Origin of the sequence: Mesorhizobium sp. M1307 (assembly GCF_040318155.1) — a bacterium.
GTDB lineage: Bacteria > Pseudomonadota > Alphaproteobacteria > Rhizobiales > Rhizobiaceae > Mesorhizobium.
Genome location: NZ_JAMYLR010000009.1, coordinates 87231 through 106966 on the forward strand (window position 1 = coordinate 87231; position 19736 = coordinate 106966).

The following is a 19736-nucleotide window of genomic DNA, read 5'->3' on the forward strand; positions in this document are numbered from 1 at the left end:
GCGCACCAGAAGAAACCTCACGCATTCCACAGCCCATTTTTTTTTATCTCCTCGATCTCGCGGACGGCACGCTCCCGCAGACGGGTGTCGCGGATCATCTTGGTCACCGCCGCATCATCGGACTTGTCGGAATAGCGGAATTCGGAATCCGCGTAGCGGTTGATCTCCTGCATGACCATGTCCATCGAGAATGGCCCGCGCAGCTCCTCGATCATGGCTTTCTTGTCGTCGTAACCCTTGTGCATGAAGGCTTCCGGCTTTTCGAACCACTCGTCGGGCAATTCGATGTCCATGGCGCGCATCTTGATGGCATCGGTGACGTTCTTGATGGCGCGGCCGGTAAAGCGCGGCTCGGCATCCTTGATCAAGTGCAGATAGGTGCCGATGTCGGCCATCGTCTTTGGCGCGCCATTCTCCTTCATGTAGCGCTCATAGACCTTCATCAGCCCGTCTTCCTGCGGCTTTTCATGTTCCTCGTAGGCTTCCATCACCGCGCGCTGGATTTCCTGGGCAGCGTAGAGCTTGTGCTCGCCGAGCGGGATCTTGTGGTTCTTGCCGGCGAGCAGGACGAAAATGTCGATGTAGTCGTCGCGGCTCTGCGGGCCATCGACCAGCCAACGCGCGCCGGCGCGCTGGCGCAATGCGTCGTCGACGTTCTCGGGATAGTTGGAAAACATGCCGAACGAGCAATTGCCGCGCACCACGGTCGCCGCACCTCCAAAGGCGTCCATAAGCACACCGGTGATTTCCTGCTGGCCGGCCGAGGCGCGGTCGTCGGACCGGCGTGCCGCCACCTGGTCGATATCGTCGATGGTGCCGAAGCCGATGACGCGCGGGTTCAGCACATTGTTGATGAACTGTCGGCAGTTCTGGCCCGACTTGCCCTGGTAGGAGGAGATCTGGTCGACGCCGAAATTCTCGTAGGCGAAGGGATAGCCGGCGACCTGGCAATAACCATTGAGAAGACCGGCGATCATCTGGATCAAGGTTGTCTTGCCGGTGCCGGGCGCGCCATCGCCGATAAAGGTGAACAGGAAGCCGCCGAGCTCGACGAACGGGTTCAGCTCGCGCTCGAAGTCGTAGGCCATCAGCATCTTGGCAAGCTTGACTGACTGGTATTTGGCGATGTGGTTGCCGACGACCTCTTCCGGTTTTTTGAAGGTCATCACCAGCGGCTTTGCCCGCTTACCCGGCGCGACGTCGAAGCCGTCAAGGGTAAAATCGTCGACGTCGATGCGGATATGCGCGTTCTCGAACGGGCCGATGCCGTCGAAGCGGCCCTTTCGCGCCAACAGCCCGTCGATGGCGACGCGGGCAAAGGCGCGGGCGCGGGTCATCAGGTCGGCATCATCCTTCGAACCTGCTATCGCCCTGTCGAGCCCGGCCACGATCGACTTCACCGCATCCTGTGGCGTGTCGAACAGAAAGTCCGGCTCGGGCGTGTCGTTCGGCGCCTCGCCGTCGCTGTCGATCAGCTGGAACAAATAGGAGGCAAGGCTGAAGGCGGAGATGTAGGCAGAGGCCGACAGCAGCTTCTTGAAGGTGGCAGCTTCATCGCCTTCGAGCGGCGCGCGGGCGTTTTTCGCCTGCAGACTTTCGAGGTCCGAGCCCTCGGCGAAGACATCCGATATGGCCAGCGCTATCGCTGTGCCGCGCCGGGCGCGAAACAACAGCGTGTGCTGCGGGATGGTCAGCAACTGGTCGTCGGAATGGACGGCGGCGACGGTTTTGGAGAGCTCGACCTCGCGCGTGCGGCGCACCGAGCCGACCGAGACGGTAGAGACGAAGCGGCGGTTGGTGCCGGCAAGCGCGGTGCCAGACTCGCGCGATGGGTCCTCCAGCACGACGATGCGGGTGATGAAACTTTGCGCAGTGGCACGGTGCTTTTCAATTGCCGCTTCCGGGATGGTGGTCAGGCCGGTGTCCATGGAGGATGCTCCGCGATTTGACGGTCAGACGTCGCTGATGACCTGCCCTTTGGACAGGATGTGGACCTTGTAGCCCGAAAAGATCTTCTGCGCCTCGCCGGCGGCATAGAGCGCCTGATAGGCCTCGTGCGGAATCAGCGCATGGTTCTCGTAGTTGGACACGCCTTGCCGCGCGGCCTCGAGATCGTCGGTATTGATGAAGAATTCCTGTGTCGTCTTTTCGCTCGAAAACAGCCCCTTGCGGCCTGGCTTTTCGGCCTTGGAAAAGACCTCCTGGATGGTCCAGGTCAGCAGCCAGGCGTTTTCCGGCTTGCGCACCTTGGCCAGCACTTCGCTCACTGTCGAATTGTTGTCGGTAATCCCTGCAGAATAGAACGGGCCGAGCACGACGCGACGCAGTTGCTTGGGATGCAGCGGCTCGAAATCATTGTCGAGGTTGACCGCGATGGTCGCCGGCGACAGCGCGTAGGCGGAATTCTTCTCGGTGAAATCGTCGAAACGGTGGGCAAGCTCGGGATTGAGCAAGCCGTCGACCGGCAGCGGAATGTCGACCCTCTCATTAAGTTTGCCGCTGGAGTCGACAAGCTGCCGGATCATGTCGTCCGAGGAATCCTCAACCGTCACCATATAGACAAGCGGCAGGTTGGCGCTGCCGTCGAAGCACGCCCAGTGGACCAGATAATAGGGGCGCAACGTCTTCGGATTGACCGACACCTTGACCGTCTGGGCCAGCGTGAACGGGCCGAAGGTGGTCTCGCTCTTGACGTCCTCGAGGTAAAGCCGCTCGGCCATCGACTTCTGCAGCGCTTCGGGGAATTCCTTGTGGCGCAGGATGAAGTCCGCCATTTCCTCGCGCAGCTCGCTGGCCGAAGGGATGACGGCGAGTCGCGCATCGGCCTGCAGCCGGTCGTTCTCCAACTCGAGCAGGTTCTGGAAGACCGGGAAACCGCTTTCGGCGCGCGAGATGCGGAATGTCTCCGTGAAGCCCAGCCGGTTGCGCCAGCACGAGAACGACTTGTCGAGCCGCGCAATATATTCGGCGACGACCTTGGCGACGATGCCGTGCCGATAGAGCGGCGAGCGATCGTCGCGCATGAACACTTCGAGGCCGCCAAGTGCCGCCGTGATCGCCGAGAAATAGCGCGCCGCAGCTTCGTTTTCGGGGGTCATGCTGCCAGCCCTTGGGAGCAGTGCACGTGCAGCAATTACGACTGCACGTAATTTGCCGAATTGTGCTTCTTCATCACATCGTCGAAGCGGCGGGCGAAGGCATCGTCGGCGAGCTTCTTGCGGCGCTGGATGTCGGCGGTGGCGACCATGTTTTTCTCGTGCATTTCAAGCAGATCGCCGATGTGCTTTTGCGAGGCGGCACCAATGCCGGCCATGGTCTCTTCGGCGGTGTTGTCGACCTGGCTGCCCAGCGTGTTGATCTTGTGGGCGACATCCTGTTGGGCGGCGGTCTTCAGCGAATCTTCCAGCGCCTTGTACAGAACGATGCGCTGCTCGGTATCGATGGTCAGTTTGTTGATCAGCGTCGATTGCGCCGCGATCTGGTTGTTGAGGGAATCGACGAAGGTCTGGAACATCGAGGTGTAGCGCTCCAGCGTCTGGCTTTCGGCCAGCAATTCCTGCTCCTTGGCCTGCTTCTCGTTGTATTCCGTGGCTAGTTTCGAGCGTTCGCCTTCCAGCTGGGTGCGCTCCTTCTGGCTGGTCGAGGCGGCGATCTTGTTCTCGATGTCGAGCAGCATCGGGTTGAGTTCTTCGATGCGTTTCTGCACGGTCTCGAGATTGGACATGGTGGTCTTGCGGCGCTCGATCACCTGCGACAGGCTGGCCTCGGAGGTCTTGTAGCGCGTGTCGAGAACCTGCTTCTGCGCCTTGAGGATGCCGACGATGGTGTCGGATTTCGCCAGCAGCTCCTGCAGATTGCCGGCCAGCGACATGTTGCGGACGCGGTCGGTGCGCAGGCGCTGCTTGCGCTGGCTGGAGAAGACACCGACGAAATTTTCCCAGCCGGTGTAGTTCTTCATGCTCTCGAATTCGGCGCCGAAGACGTTGGTGGCGTCCTCGAGGCCGATAATCAGGTCGGCGATATTGCCTTCCATCACCTTCTGCTGCTTCAGCACGTCCTCGATGCGGGCATTCTCGATGTCGAAATTGGCGTCGCCGATCTTCTTGTCGGCGGTGGCGAGCGTGTCGAGCACAGTACCGGACTGCTCGATCTTGGTGCGCATGTCCTCAACGACCTGCTTGGTCTTGGCAATCTCGGCGTCGAAATTCTGCAATGTCGCCATTGGGGCCTCCCGCTTCGGCATCGGTTTCGTTCGCAAACCGCCGCGAATATATGTGCCGGGTTTGGCGAATGAAAGACGGAAGACATGGGATTACAGGAAAACAAAAGAATTTCAGGAGGCCGACCGCAGGATAGTCAGGCAATGATTACGGTGTAACTGCCGTCCGGTCAGACACCGCTTCAACCGCGGCTGGACTTTAGGTCGGGGAGCGACGCTCAGGGCTTGGGATCGGCCTTGAGGTAGGCGATGACATTGGCGATGTCGTCGTCGCTGGTGAGGCCGGAGAAGGCCATTTTGTTGCCAGGGACCTTCTGCCGCGGCGCGCGCAGGTATTCGGCGAGGTTTGCTTCGTCCCAGACCAGGCCGGCGGCGCCGGCGTCCTTCATCCCCTGCGAGTAGCGGCTGAGATAACTGTCCGCGGTGCCGGCGGTGCGGCCGACGACACCCAGCAGATGCGGGCCGACCTTGTCGTGGTCGCTCGTTGCCTCATGACAGGCCACGCATCTGTTGAAGACTTTCTTGCCGAGAGCGGCATCGCCGTCGGCATGCGCGGCAAGAGCGCCGGCGATGAGGAAAGCAGCGGCAGACAAAATGGCTCGAAGCATGGGAACTCCCCGACGGCTCTGGCTGAGAGGTTCTGAAATAGCAAGCAGGCCTTAAATAAGCGCCGCACGATGGCGCGATTGGCGAACGAATGTCGGCCGGGAGGTCGGATGAAAGCAATAGCGCTGGTCAGGTTTTGGTGAAGCCGATGAAATCGTCGGGCACGGTGCGGCCCATTTCCTCTTCCCAATGGCGGCGGCAGAGCGAGACGTACACATCCTTGCCGATCGCCACCTGTTCGCCCTGTTTCGCCACCTTGCCGTCGGCGCCGAGGCGCACCACCATTGTCGCCTTACGGCCGCAACGGCAGATGGTGCGCACCTCGCGCAGGTCGTCGGCGATTGCCAGCAGGGTGCGCGATCCGGAAAACAGCTTGCCCTGGAAATCGGTGCGCAGGCCGTAGCACATGACCGGGATGTTCAGCCGGTCGGCGATGCGGGCGAGTTGCCAGACTTGCTCCTCTTCGAGGAACTGCGCCTCATCGACGAAGACGCAATGGACCGTGGCGTGGTCGTGATGCTCGGCGACCCGCGCGAACAGGTCGTCGCCGTCGCGGAACATCTCGGCTTCCGTCTCCAGGCCGATGCGCGACGAGATCAGCCCGGTATCGCCCTTGCGGTAGTGGCCGGCGATGAACAGCATCGTCGTCATGCCGCGCTCGCGGTAATTGTACGAGGCCTGCAACAGCATCGTCGTCTTGCCGGCATTCATCGTCGCATAATGGAAGTACAGCTTGGCCATGCCGTCCTTTTAAGCCGAGTTGCAACAAAGCGGGGAGGGGGAGCGCCTACATTCCACCGGGAAAAGACGACTTCCATCCGGAAAGCGGCGGGCGTGTCGCTGATCGGCCAGCCTGCGCCGTTGTTCGTGATTGCCTTAGTGCTTGAAACCGCAGCAGAATGATGTTTGGCTGACGGAACAAAGGCGGAGATAAACCGTCGCTTCGCTTCACCGAGAACTGAAATGGGAGAATTTTCATGTCGCGTATGAGTTCATTCGTCGCCGGCCTCGGCCTGGCGGCTTTTCTATCCACGACTGGGGCCTTCGCCGGCGATCCGGAAAGCTGCAAGACGGTGCGGCTGTCCGATGTCGGCTGGACCGACATCCAGGCGACCACCGGCGTCGCTTCGGTGCTGCTCACGGCGCTCGGCTACGAGCCGCAGGTGATCCAGCTTTCGGTGCCGGTGACCTATGCGTCGCTGAAGAACAAAGACCTCGACGTGTTCCTCGGAAACTGGATGCCGTCGATGACCAACGACATCAAGGACTATGCCGCCGAAGGCTCGGTCGAGACCGTCAGCGAAAATCTCAGCGGTGCCGGCTACGGCATCGTCGTTCCGACCTATGTCGCCGATGCCGGTGTCAAGACGCTGACCGATCTCGGCAAGTTCAAGGACAAGTTCGACGGCAAGATCTACGGCATCGAGGCCGGCAATGACGGCAACCGCATCATCCTCGACATGATCAAGGATCCGAAGACCAATCTCGAAGGCTTCGAACTGGTCGAATCTTCCGAGGCCGGCATGCTCACCCAGGCCGAGCAGTCGATGAAGAACAATGAATGGATCGCCTTCCTCGGCTGGACGCCGCATCCGGTGATGGGCGCCATGAAGATCACCTACCTCGAGGGGATGGGAGATAGCGGCTTTGGTGCTGCCACCGTGCATACCAATGTACGCAAGGGCTACATGAGCGAATGCCCGAACGCCGGCAAGTTCATCGCCAATCTGAAGTTCAACCTGGACATGGAAGGCGAGATGATGGACGCGATCCTGAAGGGCGGCGATGCCAATACGGTCGCGACCGACTGGCTGAAGAAGCACCCGGACGCGGTCGCTCCCTGGATCGCCGGCGTCACCACCTTCGACGGCGGCGATGCGGCGGCTGCGGTGAAAACGGCGCTCGGAAGCTGACCCGACCATCTGGCATGACGAGACAAGGGGCGGCCACGGTAGAAATGGCTGCCCTTTTTCATATCCTGTGACAAGATGACCGTCCGGCGAAGGACGGCGCCGGCAGAAGAGGGGCTAGATGGATCCGATCTCCAAATTCCTGGTCAGTTACAAGATTCCCATCGGGGCATGGGGGAAGGCGTTTTTCGGCTTTCTCACCGACAATTTCGACACCATCTTCAGGGCTTTTTCCAACAGCCTCAACTTCCTGCTCGACGGCATCGTCGACGGGCTGCTGTTGCTGCCGCCGGTTCTGCTGATCGCGCTGATCGCTCTGCTCGCCTATTTCCTGCAGCGCTCGAAAGGCCTGGCTTTGGCGGTATTCATCGGATTGCTGTTCATCCTCAACCAGAACCTGTGGAAGCAGACGGTGGAGACGCTGGTGCTGGTGGTCGCCGCCGCCGCCGTGTCGATGGCCATCGGCGTGCCGCTCGGCATCTGGGCCGCGCACAAGCCGAAGGTGTATCGCGTCATGCTGCCGGTGCTCGACCTGATGCAGACATTGCCGACCTTCGTCTACCTGATCCCGGTGCTGACCCTGTTCGGCCTCGGCAACGCGCCCGGCCTCATCGTCACCATCATCTTCGTCATCCCGACCTCGGTTCGGCTCACCCATCTCGGCGTCACCTCAGTGCCGAAATCGATCGTCGAGGCGGGCGAGGCGTTCGGCGCCACCAAGCGCCAGCTGCTGTGGAAGGTCGAGCTGCCTTCGGCGCTGCCGACCATCATGGCTGGGCTGACCCAGTCGATCATGCTGTCGCTGTCGATGGTGGTGTTCGCCGCCCTGATCGGCGCCGGCGGCCTCGGTACGGAAATCAACCGGGCGCTCGGTTCGCGCAGGATCGACCTCGGGCTTGAGGCAGGGCTGGCGATCGTCGTGCTCGCCATCGTGCTCGACCGGATGACGCGCATCGGCGTGGGAGGCAAGAAATGACCGTCGCCGTCGATTTCAGAAATGTCGACATCGTCTTCGGCGCCGACCAGGCCGGCTCGCTGGCGCTGATCGACAGCGGCGCCACCCGCGCCGAGATCCTCGAAAAAACCGGCAACGTACTGGGCTGCGCCGGCGCCAGCCTCACCGTGAACGAGGGCGAGATCTCGGTGCTGATGGGGCTTTCCGGCTCCGGCAAATCGACGCTGCTCAGAGCCGTCAACCGGCTGAACGTCGTCTCGCGCGGCCAGGTGCTGGTCAAGGACGGCGACGGCACGGTCGACGTTGTCACCTGCGACGAGGCGACGCTTCGGCGGTTGCGGCAGAAACAGGTGGCGATGGTGTTCCAGCAGTTCGGCCTGCTGCCGTGGCGCACGGTGGAGGAGAATGTCGGCCTTGGCCTCGAGCTCGCCGGCGTACCCGAAGCCGAGCGCAAGGAGCGGGTGAACAGGCAACTGAAGCTGGTTCATCTCGACCAGTGGTCGAAGAAATATGCGCATGAGCTTTCGGGCGGCATGCAGCAGCGCGTCGGCCTGGCGCGCGCGTTTGCCACCGAGGCGCCGATCCTGCTCATGGACGAGCCGTTTTCGGCGCTCGATCCGCTGATCCGGACCAAGCTGCAGGACGAGCTGCTGCAGCTCCAGGCCGAGCTGAAGAAGACCATCATCTTCGTCAGCCACGACCTCGAGGAGGCGCTGAAGATCGGCACCCATATCACCATCATGGAAGGCGGGCGCATCGTCCAGACCGGCGCGCCGGAAGACATCGTGCTGCGGCCCGCCAACGACTATGTCCGCGACTTCATCGCCAATGTGAACCCGCTCTCGGTGCTGACCGCGTGGAACGTCATGCGCGACCGCCGCGACCTCGAACACGGCGAGAACGGCTGGGTGTGGCTCGACCGGCGCAGGACGACGCGTTTCAAGATCGACGAGGATGGGCTGGTGGCGGCGGCCGAGCGCGACGGCAAGCCGGCGGTCTGGGTGTCCTGCGCCGATGTCGAAGCCCAGCCGGAGGAGACGGCTCAGGTATTCTGGGCCAATCCCGGCACCTCGCTGAAGACCGTGATGCTGGCCATGCATCGCTCGCAGACCGCACCCGTCGCGCTGTTCGACGAGCAGTCGCGCTTCGTCGGCGCCATCGGCGTCAGGGATGTGCTGAGCGCGGTGTTGCGAAGATAGTTTTTCTCCTTGGGGAGAGAACCAAGACCAAACGCCGAGTTCTGTCGCGCCCCCCTCTGTCCTGTCGGACATCTCTCCCACTTGGGGGGAGATCGGCGGCTTAGCGGACGGCTCTCACATTCCAACGTTTGTAATTGGCGAAATCGGCGATGACGGCCAATCTCCCCACCTGTGGAGGAGGTGTCCAGCAGAACAGAGGGGGCGCGAAGGAACGCCGGCTTAGCCCGATACGCAAGCTAAACCGCCAGCGGCAGGCGCAGCTCCGTCATCAGGCCGCCATCGGGATGGTTGGACAGGTTGACTTCGCCGCCGGCGCTACGGGCGATGTTGCGGGCGATGGTCAAGCCGAGGCCGAGGCCGCCGGTCTGACGGCTGCGCGACTGTTCCAGGCGCACGAACGAGCCGAACACGGCGTCGAGCTCGGCTTGTGGGATGCCCGGACCCTCGTCATGGATCGCCAGCGTGATTGTCTTGCCTGATTGACGCAGGCTGAGATGCGCCCTCTTGCCATAGTTCACCGCGTTCTGGACGAGGTTGGTGACACAGCGCCGTAGCGCGACCGGCTGCGCGACGCAGATCAGGCCGCGCGAGCGCGCGTCCTCATTGTCGAAGGAGACCTCGTCGAAGCCGTCGGCGATCGATTCTACCAGCGACCAGAAATCGATCCTCTCGCTCTTCTCCTCGGTCACCTCGAAAGTGGCGAAGTCGATGACCGAGCTGGCAATGCCTTCGATGTCGGCGAGGTCGTGCGCCAGTGCGGCGCGCACGGACGAATTCCTCAGCAGTTCGAGGCGCAGCCGCATCCTGGTCAGCGGCGTGCGCAGGTCGTGCGCCAGTGCGGCGGCAAGATGCTCGCGGTCCTCGACGTAGGCGCGCAGTCTCGCCTGCATGGCATTGACCGCCTTTGCCGCGGTACGCACCTCGCGGCTGCCGCTCTCGGCGATCGGCGGGCTTTTCAGGTCCTCGCCGATCCGCTTCACCGCGGTCTCCATCATCCGGTAGGGCGCCGTCAGCCGGCGCAGCGACCAGATCGAGGAAGCCACCACCAGCCCGGCGATCAAGGCATAGAGTGGCAGGCTATCGAAGCTCAGTATCGGCCCGGCCGGCGTGTTCGGCTCGGTGAAGTTCAGCCATTGGCCGTCGGCAAAGCGAAGCGAAGCGGTCAGCTTGTCGCTCTGGGCGAAATCGGCCGCCAGCACCAGCAGGTCGCGCTCGACCTGGCCAATATCGGGACCGGCGACCGTCCCGCCGGGAGCGTCGGCTTCGTGCGTTGCCGGGTCGCGGCGGACCCGCGCGTCGGTGATGCCGAACTTCGATAGCCGACCGACCAATATGTCTTCCAATTCGGCCAGTTCGTCGTCGCCGGCTATCGACGAAGTAACGGCGGGCGTGTCGGAGACGGTGAGCGCATAAGTGGCGTTGAACAGGCCGGAGGCCGTCGCCTTGCGCTGTTCCGGCGTAGCATCATGCATCAGCTGCACCAGCGAGAAGGCGCGGTCGTTCAGTCGGTAGAGATCGACGACGTCATTGGCGGCGGCACGGTCGCGCGAAACGATGTAAAGGGTCGCGATCTGGCTGATCAGCAGGCCGGCGATGACGATGAGCAGCACCCAGACCGGCAGCGTTTGCGGCAGGATGCGTCTCATTCGGAGGTCGTCTCAGGCAAGAACTGGTAGCCGCCGCTGCGCACGGTCAAGATCAGCTTCGGCGTTTTCGGGTCGTCCTCCATCTTGCGCCGCAGCCGACTGACCAGAATGTCGACGCTGCGGTCGAAGCTGTAGCCGCTGTCGCCGCCGGACAACTCGATCAGCTGCTCGCGGCTCAGTACGCGCTGCGCGCTCTTGACGAAGGTCTGCAGGAGATTGAATTCGGCCATCGTCAGCTCGATCCTGACGTCGCCGGGCGCCATCAGCCGGCGGCGCGAACAGTCCATCGTCCAGCCGGCGAAATGGTAGATCTGCCGCGAGGCGGCGCGTCGCGGTTCGGCGGCGCCATTGCGTCTCAAGACGGCACGAATGCGTGCGAGCAACTCGCGCGGATCGAAGGGTTTCGGCACGTAGTCGTCAGCGCCCATCTCCAGCCCAACCACGCGGTCGGTAGTTTCGGTAACCGCGGTCAGCATGATGATCGGCGTCGAATAATTGGCGCGCAACTCGCGGCAGAGCTCCAGTCCGCTCTTGCCGGGCAGCATGACGTCCAGGACGATCAGGTCGACCTGGGCGCGGCGCAGGATGGTCTCCATCTCGGTGCCGTCGGCGGCGACCGATGTATGCAGCCCTCGCTTCTGGAAGAATTCCTGAAGCAGGTCGCGAATGCCCTTGTCGTCGTCGACGATCAGTATGTGGGGGTCGGATTTCACAGGGAACCTGTCATTTGTGGATCGCCCAAGCGCTGCTTCGGCTGTCAGCCAGACGATAGAATTCAGGCCATAAGTTGGCCAGTGGAGATCGGCGGCCCGATCCGGGCTGCCCAGAAACAATCCAGAAACAAAATTCTACAATCCGGAAAAACTGCCGAAAAAAATCAAAGGCATAAGTGGTGCCGTGGCGGTCAGGTCATCGGCTGCGACACGCGTTACGGGATTACGGACAGACCAATGCAAAGGTTCTCGATCAGTCTGATGGGTGCGTTGCTTTCCATTTCGCTCGTCACGGTCGCGGTCGAACATGCCGATGCAAAACTGGCCGATGCGAAGGTGGCCAATGCAAAGGCGGCCGATGCAAAGGTGGCGACCACCCGCAGCGAGCGTTGCATCGATCTGAACCGCCAGTTTGACGAAGCCCTCGAAACCCATGCCGCGGCAACGCAGGTCACCGCGGCGAAAGCACTTCAAAGAAAGGGAAACCGGTTCTGCGCCAACAAGAAACAGGCACAGGGAATCCGGATGCTCGCGAACGCTTTGAAGCTGCTTGGAGTGACACCGATCGATCCCGTTCAGTGACACTCAATCCGATCTGCACAAAAAGGAAGTGAAGCCATGAAAAAGTCCCTCCTCTCCGCCCTCGGTCTCGCCATCGCGCTGGCCGTCTCGATGCCGGTTCTCGGCGCCAGCAGCGCCAATGCCGCGACCACCACCCCGGCTGCGACGACAACGACGACCGCTGCGCCGGCCAAGGCCGTGAAGAAGGTCGCTGCCAAGAAGACCGTCAAGAAGCACAAGAAGCACGCGGTCAAGGCAGCTCCGAAGGCCTGATCAAGCGACATCTTTCTACCCTATGAGAAGACCGCTCCAGTTGCGATTTGCCTGGAGCGGTCGTCTTTTTTGTTGCGTGCATACAATAGGCCAGTCCCGGCCCACACCGCCCAGGTGAACGCCAGCCGGCAGTTCCCACATAGGCATGGATTTGTGAACTGCGCTCGCCGACAAGCCGATCGCGCGCGGTTGAATGGACGACCGCTTTTGCCCATGTCAAAATGACCGCAAAGCTGTCGTACGCAATTGCCGGTCCAATGCCTGAAATCACGACAAAACCCCGTACCAGCACGAAGCCGAAGGTCGAACGGCCGAAGCTCTACAAGGTCATCCTGGTCAATGACGATTTCACGCCGCGCGAGTTCGTCGTGACGGTGCTGAAGTCCGAGTTCAAGCTCAGCGAAGACCAGGCGCATAGGATAATGATCACCGCGCACCGGCGCGGCGTCTGCGTTGTCGCCGTCTTCACCAGGGATGTCGCCGAGACTAAGGCGGCGCGCGCAACCGATGCCGGCAAGGCCAAGGGCTACCCGCTGATGTTCACGACGGAGCCGGAGGAGTAGGGCGGTTCGCTTTCTTCCTTCTCCCCTTGTGGGAGAAGGTGGCCGAGCGAAGCTCGGTCAGATGAGGGGTGTTCCAGCTTGGCAAGGACGGCACTCCGTCCAGCACCCTCAACCGTCTTGGCGCTGCGCGCCACTCCACCTTCTCCCACAAGGGGAGAAGGATAAACCGCGTTACCGCCCTTCGCGGTACCACATCGAGCCCATCGCCAGAAGCAGCAGGCCGAGGCCGAGGAAGCCGCCGAACAGCGGCACGCGCGAGACGGCCTTGAGCACGCTGTCGTCGGTGGTGCGCAGGCCGATCCAGTCATCGCCGGAGGCAGCGCCCGAGGAACGGACCGGAACGATCGAGGGCAGCGTGACCGTGCTGGTGAGAGTGCCAAGTGCCGAGGCCGGCGCCAGCCGGCGAACGCTGCCGCCGGTTGCCTCAGCCGGTGGTTTGAGCCGGTTCTCGGTGGAGACGACGTCGGTGAATTCCGGCGCGTTGACCGGCCCGACATGGGCCAATGCCGTCAGGTCGCCATTGCCGACCTGATAGAGACCGATTTCGCTGGTCTCGACGCTGCCGAGGAAGACGCCTGGTTCGGATTTCTCGAGCCTGACGATCAGTGCCTTGCCGGACGGCGTGATGACTTGCGCCGGGCCGGGGTCGTCGCTCATCGTCTGGCGGCGGATTTCCAGCACCATGCCGCGGCCGTCGGCGGTCAGCCGCTCTTCCTCGAGTTCGGGCTCCTTCATTAGCCAGTGGGCGATGCGCCGGTAGAGTTGGACGTGGGGGCCGCCGCCCTCGAAGCCGCGCGCCCACAGCCAGCCCTGGTCGGACAGAAGCATGCCGACGCGGCCTTCGCCCTTGCGATCGAGCAGTAGCAGCGGCCGGTTGTCGGCGCCCTTCATCACCACCTCGCCCTCGGGGTTCTCAACGCCGATGGTGCGGAACCAGCGGCTCCAGTGCGGCGGCTCGGTCGCGGAGCCGTCGAGCCCGCGCGTTACCGGATGACGCTGGCCGGTATCGGTGAGGCGCGGATAGAAGGCCTTGTCGATGACCTCGCCGGTCGGCATTGCCGGCAGCGCCGACATCAGCGGCGTGCGGGCGATCGAGCTTTCGCCGGCATATTCGGGGCCTGCCGCGATCAGTAGCGCGCCGCCCTTTTCGACATACTCGGAGATGTAGTCGTAATAGAGGATCGGCAGCACGTCGCGGTGCTGATAGCGGTCGAAGATGATCAGGTCGAAATCCTTGATCTTCTCGACGAACAGCTCGCGCGTCGGAAAGGCGATCAGCGACAATTCGTTGATCGGCGTGCCGTCCTGCTTTTCCGGCGGGCGCAGGATGGTGAAGTGCACGAGGTCGACCGAAGCGTCGGATTTCAGCAAATTGCGCCAGGTGCGCTCGCCGGCATGCGGTTCGCCGGAAACAAGCAGCACGCGCAGATTTTCGCGGATGCCGTCGATCAGCGCGATGGCGCGGTTGTTGGTGTCGGTGAGTTCGCCCGGCTCGTGGTTGATGGCGAGTTCGACGATGTTTCGCCCGGCGCTGGGAATGGTCACCTGCAGCGGCATCGCCTGGCCGATGTTGGCGTGCTCGACCGATACCTGCTCGCCGTTGACCGATACGCGGACATCGACCGGGCCGGTTTCGTTGTTGGTGGCGATGACGCGATATGTCATTTCGAGCGGCTTGCCGACCAGCCCGAATCGCGGCGCATTCTCGAAGCGGATGCGGCGGTCCTTCTCATGCTCGTTGCCGGTAATCAGCGCATGCAGCGGGGCATTGAAGTCAGGTGCGCCAAGCGGCGCGTCATGCACCTCGCCATCGGTGATCATGATGGCGCCGCCGATGCGCGAGGGCGGCACGTCGCGGAAAGCATTTTCGAGCGAGGAAAACAACCGCGTCTCGGTGCGCTCGTCGGCGGCTTCGGACTTGCCGGCCTCGACGACACGGACGTCGAACTGCTTGAAGCGGCCGAGACGCCGCTGAAGCCCGGTCAATGCCGCGTCTGTCTGCTTGGTGCGGTCGCCTATATCCTGGCTCTGACTGCGATCGACGACGACGGCGACGATGCTTTTCAGCGGCTCACGTTCTTCGTCGAGGAACACCGGATTGAGCAGCGCCGCAGCCAGGGCAATCAGGGCTGCCAGGCGGAAGACCGCGCCGCGCTGGCGAAACCAAAGGCCGACCAGCGCCAGCAGCAGCAGCGGTATCAGAACCACGGCGAGCAGTGGCCAGGTGATGAGCGGTTCGAAGGAGAGCGACCAGTTCATGGTCTATTGCCCCAGCCGTTCGAGCAGCACCGGGACGTGCACCTGATCGGATTTGTAGTTGCCGGTCAGCATGTACATCATGATGTTGACGCCGGCACGCAGCGCATAGATGCGCTGCATCGGATCCGACGGCACCGTCGGCAATAGCGGGTCGCCATTCTCGTCGACGGCCCAAGCGCCGGCGAAATCATTGGCGGTGATCATGATCGGCGAAACGCCGTCGCCGGTGCGCACCGGGCGGTTCTCGGTGTTGCTGGCTTCGAGCGATGCCTCGACCCAAAGCGGGCTGCCGGCAAAACGGCCAGGAAACTCCGGAAGGATGTAGAAGGATTTGGTCAGCACGTGGTCCGACGGCACCGGCTCCAGCGGTGGCACGTTGAGGTTGCCGAGGATGTCGCGCAGCCGCTCCGTCGCCGGGCTGGTCGAATCCGCACCAATGCCATTGGCGAACTGGTCGCGGGTGTCGAACAAGACCGTTCCGCCCTGCTGCATGTAGGCGTCGATGCGGGCGATGGCGGCCTCGCTGGGCAGCGGGGCCGAGGGATCGATCGGCCAGTAGATCAGCGGATAGAAGGAAAGTTCGTCCTTCGAGATGTCGACGCCGGCCGGTGCTCCGGGTTCGAGCGCGGTTTTCTCGATAAGAAAGCGGGTCAGGCCTTCGAGCCCGGCGCGGCTGATCGAATCGACACCCGGCTCGCCGGTCAGCACGTAGGCGATCCGGGTCTTTGAAATGTCCCCGATCGCCTCCGTATCTCCCGGTTTGGCGTCGTCGGCACGCGCGACGTCCGCGTGGCCAATCAAGGCGCCGAGCGCAATCAGCAGGACGGCTGCCGTCGCCGCAGCGCCGGCACGGCGCGGCCGGCGCGACAACAGGCCGCCCATCCAGAATACGGCAAGCGTGTCGAGCACCATCAGCACCAGGGCGGCCGTGACAAGCGGACCTTTGAGGTTGTGCTGCTCGTCGAAGGCATACTGGATGGTGGTGACCGGCACCGTGATTTCAGGCCGGGCCAGCGGCCTGAATGCGCTGTCGCCGCCGAGCAGATTGTGAGCGAACACTCCTGTCTCGGAGCCGTAGAGGCCGGGCGGGTTTTCCAGCGTCACCGGCAGCGGGCCGGCGCCGGGCACCAGCGGCCTGGCATCCGGCGTCGGCGGCACCAGCGTGCCGTCGGCGGCGATCATACGATAGGGTGCCAGCGACGTGGCGGCGGCCTCGGCATTGGCGACAGCCGCGCCCTGGTTGCGCGACAATTGTACGATGCGCCGCAGCATCTCGACGAAGCTGCCGGAGATCGGCAGGTTGGACCACGTCGCCTCGGGGGTGACGTGGAACAGTACGAGGGTGCCCTTGTCCTTCCTCATCCCGGTCACCAGCGGCGTACCGTCGGCAAGCGTGGCCCAGGTGCGCTCGACAATGTCGGGCGTCGGCTCGGCCAGCACCTGCCTGGTAACGGTGACCTCGGTCGGCGGCGCGAGGTCGGCGAAGGGACCGGTTTTCGGGAATTCGGTGACCGGCTGCGGCGCCGTCCATGACAGCGCGCCGCCAAGCGATCGCTCGCCGGTGCGCAGCCGGACCGGCAGCAGATCGTCGTCATTGCCGGCAGCGGCCAGCCGCGAACCGGCAAAACGCACCAGCGTGCCGCCCTTGTCGACCCAGTCAACCAGCCTTTGCCGCGCTTGTTCCGGAATGGTGCCGACATCGGCCATGACGATCATCGCCGGCTTCTGGTCGAGCAGTTGCGGGATCGCGTCGGCGAGATCGACGCTCGACGGCTCGACCAGATCGGCGAACGGCTGCAGGGCGCGGCGGATGTAGTAGAGCGGCGACAGCAGCGGTTGCGCCTGGTCGGCCTCGGCCTGCGACAACAGCCCGACGCGGCGGCGTTTTGAGCTCTCATCGAGCACGCGGACGGCACCGGCCTGGCGCTCGCCGTCGAGCGCGACGTAGGCGAAGTCGTTGCGCAGTTCGAACGGCACGGCCATCGTGCCGGTGGCGGTGGATCCGCCCGGGGCAAAGGTCAGCGTCGCGTCGGCGATGCGGCGGCCCTTATCGTCGAAGGCGCCGGCCGTCACCTGTGCAGGTGCCGGATCGCCCGGTGCGCGGATGGCGGTCAGGGCGAAGCCGTCGACCTGGTTGTCGGCGCCGGTCAGGCCGGTCAGCGACAGCCGGTCGGAGACGGCCCAGACAACACGTGCCGCGTTCTTCGACAACAACGTGTTGAAGGCGGCTTCGTCGCCTTGCGCCGCCAAGCCATCGGCGAGCACCGCGACGCTGGCGCCAGGCAGCGACTCCAAGGCTGAAGCGACGCGGGCATAGACGGCGGGGCGGTCGGTCGGGATCGGCCGCGGCTTTGCCGCGCGCAGCCGGTCGAGCGCGGCAGCGGCATCGAAGGGACCGATCTCGGCATTCGGCTTCTCGGCGGTGAAAGCGATGAGCACCGGCACGCCGTTCGAATTGGCATCGGCGATCAGCCGCTCGGCGGTGGCGACCCGCTTGCCCCAGTCGGCGGCACTTGCCCAGTCATTGTCGATCACCAGCGCCAGGGCAGCGCCCTCGGCCGGCAGCTTTTCGCGCGGATTGAAGACCGGTTCGGCAAGTGCTGCCACGACAAGCGCGGTCATCAGCAGCCTAAGCAGCGTCAGCCACCAAGGGCTTTGCTGCGGCGTTTCTTCGCGCCTCAGCACGCGGGCGAGAATCCTGAGCGGCGGAAACACCTCGGTTTGCGGCCTTGGCGGGGTCAGCCGCAGAAGCCACCAGATCACCGGCAGCGCCAGCAGGCCCCACAGCACCATCGGCGCCCCGAAGGAGAGCGGCAGCCAACTCATGCGCGGACCCTCCCGGCAAAGCTGCCTTCGCCGGTCATCGCCATGTGGATGCGCACCAGCGCCTCGGAGGCAAGACGGTCGGTATGATTGACGGTAAAGCTCCAGCCAAGCCGTTTGCACCACGCGGCCAATTCCTGGCGGCGAGCGGCATAAAGCAGGCGATATTCCTCGCCCAGCATTTCGGCGCGGCCGGCGGTCAGCTTGTCGCCGGTCTCAGGATCGGTGAATTCGGTGCGCCCGGCATAGGGGAAGCTTTCCTCGGCCGGATCGGCGACCTCGACCAGATGGGCGCGCACGCCGTGGCGGGCGAGCACGTCCAGCCACGCAATGGTGTCCTCGACCGGGTCGAGGAAATCGCTGACGAGGACGATGTCGCAGAACCGGCGAATGCCGGATAGGTCGGGCTTTGCCGGCAGGTCGCCGGCGTGCATCAGTTGCGCCGCGATGCGCTCGGCGCCATTGCGGGCGGTGAACGGGTCGGTCAGGCCCGGCCAGGCAATGCGCTCGCCGCTGCGCGACAAAAGCTCGGCCATGGCCAGCGCCAGCACCAGGGCGCGCGATTCCTTGGAAACGCTGGCTCCGGTCGATTTGTAGAGCATGGAAGGCGAGGGATCGGCCCACAGCCACACCGTGTGGGCGGCCTCCCATTCACGGTCGCGGACATAGGTGTGATCGTCGCGGGCGGAACGGCGCCAGTCAATGCGCGAAGAATCGCCTTCGACATAGGGCCGGAACTGCCAGAAATTCTCGCCGATACCGCGCTTGCGGCGGCCATGCCAGCCGGCAATTACCGTGTTGACGATGCGGCGCGCCTCGACCAGTAGGTCCGGCACCAACGAAGCCCGCAACCGGCCTCTGGCGAGCGCATCGCGCGTCGCTGCCGGTGCCTGCGCTTCACCGATGCGCGCCATCAAATCCCTTTCGCGAGCTTCGCCACAACATCGCGAACCGTGGTGCCCTCGGCGCGGGCGGCGAAGGTCAGCGCCATGCGGTGCTGCAGCACCGGCTCGGCGAGCGCGCGGACGTCGTCGACCGACGGCGCCAGCCGGCCATCATAGAGGGCGCGGGCGCGGGTGCACAGCGTCAGCGCCTGGCTGGCGCGCGGGCCTGGGCCCCAGGCGACGTGCTTGTCGGTATCGGCGTTGCCCTGGCCGGGGCGCGCTGAGCGCACCAGCTTGAGGATCGCCTCGACGACGCTTTCCGGCACCGGCATACGGCGGATGAGCGTCTGGATGTCCTTCAGCCGCGCCGGCTGCAGCACGTTTTCAGCCTTGGCATCCTCGATACCGGTGGTTTCCAGCAGGATGCGGCGCTCCGCCTCGATCTCGGGGTAGAGGATATCGACCTGCATCAGGAAGCGGTCGAGCTGCGCTTCCGGCAGCGGATAGGTGCCTTCCTGCTCCAGCGGGTTCTGCGTCGCCAGAACGTGGAACGGTGACGGCAGATCATGGCGCACGCCGGCAATGGTGACGTGGTATTCCTGCATCGACTGCAGCAGCGCCGACTGGGTACGCGGCGAGGCGCGGTTGATCTCGTCGGCCATCAGCAGTTGCGCAAAGATCGGCCCGGAAATGAAGCGGAACGAACGCTTGCCGAATTCATCCTGCTCCATCACCTCGGAGCCGAGAATATCCGATGGCATCAGGTCGGGTGTGAACTGGATGCGGCGCGAATCGAGGCCAAGCACGATGCCCAGCGTTTCGACCAGCTTGGTCTTGGCGAGGCCGGGCACCCCGACCAGCAGCGCATGGCCGCCGGCCAGCAATGCGACGAGCGTGCGCTCGACGACGCTTTCCTGGCCGAAAATGACCCGGCCGACGCCGTCACGGACCCTCGAAATGTCGGCCAGCGCTTTCTCGGCCTGCGCCACCATGTCCTTTTCGCTGATCGGGCTTTCCTTGATCATAACGCTCATGCAGCATCGATCCTTCTGTTGGAAACACCGCTTGGCACCTTGGTGCCGCAGAGAATGCCGCGATTCGGCCTCGCATGGCGCCTGCAATGAA

Annotated in this window: 17 protein-coding genes; 6 read left to right on the forward strand and 11 right to left on the reverse strand. The window is 63.6% G+C overall.

What is annotated here, in order from left to right:
* Positions 1 to 17: 17 nt before the first annotated feature.
* The 5 genes from NKH16_RS13535 to NKH16_RS13555 all read right to left on the reverse strand — a co-directional run bounded on the left by NKH16_RS13535 (position 18) and on the right by NKH16_RS13555 (position 5566).
* Positions 18 to 1928 carry an AAA family ATPase gene (locus NKH16_RS13535; protein WP_352899845.1) on the reverse strand — a complete coding sequence of 637 codons (1911 nt, stop codon included), beginning with the start codon at positions 1926 to 1928 and terminating at the stop codon, positions 18 to 20.
* A 24-nt stretch (positions 1929 to 1952) separates the two neighbouring features.
* Positions 1953 to 3098 carry a hypothetical protein gene (locus NKH16_RS13540; RefSeq protein WP_352743313.1) on the reverse strand — a complete coding sequence of 382 codons (1146 nt, stop codon included), beginning with the start codon at positions 3096 to 3098 and terminating at the stop codon, positions 1953 to 1955.
* Between the two features lie 35 nt (positions 3099 to 3133).
* Positions 3134 to 4222, reverse strand: coding sequence for a hypothetical protein (locus NKH16_RS13545; RefSeq protein ID WP_352450536.1), 1089 nt, complete (start codon positions 4220 to 4222; stop codon positions 3134 to 3136).
* Positions 4223 to 4437: 215 nt separating this feature from the next.
* Positions 4438 to 4827, reverse strand: coding sequence for a c-type cytochrome (locus NKH16_RS13550; protein WP_352743312.1), 390 nt, complete (start codon positions 4825 to 4827; stop codon positions 4438 to 4440).
* Positions 4828 to 4954: 127 nt separating this feature from the next.
* Positions 4955 to 5566 carry a thymidine kinase gene (locus tag NKH16_RS13555; RefSeq protein WP_352743310.1) on the reverse strand — a complete coding sequence of 204 codons (612 nt, stop codon included), beginning with the start codon at positions 5564 to 5566 and terminating at the stop codon, positions 4955 to 4957.
* Between the two features lie 236 nt (positions 5567 to 5802).
* On the opposite strand from NKH16_RS13555, the gene NKH16_RS13560 reads away from it, so the two are divergent.
* The 3 genes from NKH16_RS13560 (at position 5803) to choV (ending at position 8889) form a co-directional block, all read left to right on the forward strand.
* Entirely contained in the window at positions 5803 to 6738 is a 936-nt protein-coding gene (locus NKH16_RS13560) for a choline ABC transporter substrate-binding protein (RefSeq protein ID WP_292660734.1), read from the forward strand.
* Positions 6739 to 6856: 118 nt separating this feature from the next.
* Positions 6857 to 7711 carry a choline ABC transporter permease subunit gene (gene choW, locus NKH16_RS13565; RefSeq protein ID WP_254819158.1) on the forward strand — a complete coding sequence of 285 codons (855 nt, stop codon included), beginning with the start codon at positions 6857 to 6859 and terminating at the stop codon, positions 7709 to 7711.
* Positions 7708 to 8889 carry a choline ABC transporter ATP-binding protein gene (choV, locus tag NKH16_RS13570; protein WP_352743308.1) on the forward strand — a complete coding sequence of 394 codons (1182 nt, stop codon included), beginning with the start codon at positions 7708 to 7710 and terminating at the stop codon, positions 8887 to 8889. The genes choW and choV overlap by 4 nt, the downstream gene beginning before the upstream one ends.
* 236 nt (positions 8890 to 9125) lie before the next feature.
* Here choV and NKH16_RS13575 read toward each other — a convergent pair whose 3' ends face one another.
* Both NKH16_RS13575 and NKH16_RS13580 read right to left on the reverse strand, forming a co-directional pair.
* A complete protein-coding gene (locus tag NKH16_RS13575) occupies positions 9126 to 10535 on the reverse strand; it encodes an ATP-binding protein (RefSeq protein ID WP_352743307.1) in 1410 nt (469 codons plus the stop codon).
* Positions 10532 to 11248 (reverse strand): response regulator, encoded by a 717-nt coding sequence (locus NKH16_RS13580; protein WP_352478004.1) that lies wholly within the window; start codon positions 11246 to 11248, stop codon positions 10532 to 10534. Before NKH16_RS13580 ends, NKH16_RS13575 begins: the two co-directional genes overlap by 4 nt.
* A 237-nt stretch (positions 11249 to 11485) precedes the next feature.
* On the opposite strand from NKH16_RS13580, the gene NKH16_RS13585 reads away from it, so the two are divergent.
* The 3 genes from NKH16_RS13585 (at position 11486) to clpS (ending at position 12645) form a co-directional block, all read left to right on the forward strand.
* Complete coding sequence (locus NKH16_RS13585) at positions 11486 to 11830, forward strand: hypothetical protein (RefSeq protein ID WP_352469825.1); 345 nt, start codon at positions 11486 to 11488, stop codon at positions 11828 to 11830.
* A gap of 36 nt (positions 11831 to 11866) precedes the next feature.
* A complete protein-coding gene (locus tag NKH16_RS13590; RefSeq protein ID WP_352450529.1) occupies positions 11867 to 12082 on the forward strand; it encodes a hypothetical protein in 216 nt (71 codons plus the stop codon).
* Between the two features lie 257 nt (positions 12083 to 12339).
* A complete protein-coding gene (gene clpS / locus NKH16_RS13595) occupies positions 12340 to 12645 on the forward strand; it encodes an ATP-dependent Clp protease adapter ClpS (protein WP_352540995.1) in 306 nt (101 codons plus the stop codon).
* 171 nt (positions 12646 to 12816) lie between these two features.
* Here clpS and NKH16_RS13600 read toward each other — a convergent pair whose 3' ends face one another.
* Genes NKH16_RS13600 through NKH16_RS13615 form a run of 4 tightly spaced genes read right to left on the reverse strand, consistent with a single transcriptional unit; the run spans position 12817 to position 19645 of the window.
* Positions 12817 to 14904 (reverse strand): hypothetical protein, encoded by a 2088-nt coding sequence (locus NKH16_RS13600; RefSeq protein ID WP_352743305.1) that lies wholly within the window; start codon positions 14902 to 14904, stop codon positions 12817 to 12819.
* Positions 14905 to 14907: 3 nt separating this feature from the next.
* Positions 14908 to 17730 (reverse strand): DUF4159 domain-containing protein, encoded by a 2823-nt coding sequence (locus NKH16_RS13605; RefSeq protein ID WP_352743303.1) that lies wholly within the window; start codon positions 17728 to 17730, stop codon positions 14908 to 14910.
* Positions 17727 to 18641 carry a DUF58 domain-containing protein gene (locus NKH16_RS13610; protein ID WP_352743301.1) on the reverse strand — a complete coding sequence of 305 codons (915 nt, stop codon included), beginning with the start codon at positions 18639 to 18641 and terminating at the stop codon, positions 17727 to 17729. Before NKH16_RS13610 ends, NKH16_RS13605 begins: the two co-directional genes overlap by 4 nt.
* Positions 18641 to 19645 carry an AAA family ATPase gene (locus tag NKH16_RS13615; protein ID WP_352450525.1) on the reverse strand — a complete coding sequence of 335 codons (1005 nt, stop codon included), beginning with the start codon at positions 19643 to 19645 and terminating at the stop codon, positions 18641 to 18643. The genes NKH16_RS13610 and NKH16_RS13615 overlap by 1 nt, the downstream gene beginning before the upstream one ends.
* Positions 19646 to 19736 lie beyond the last annotated feature (91 nt).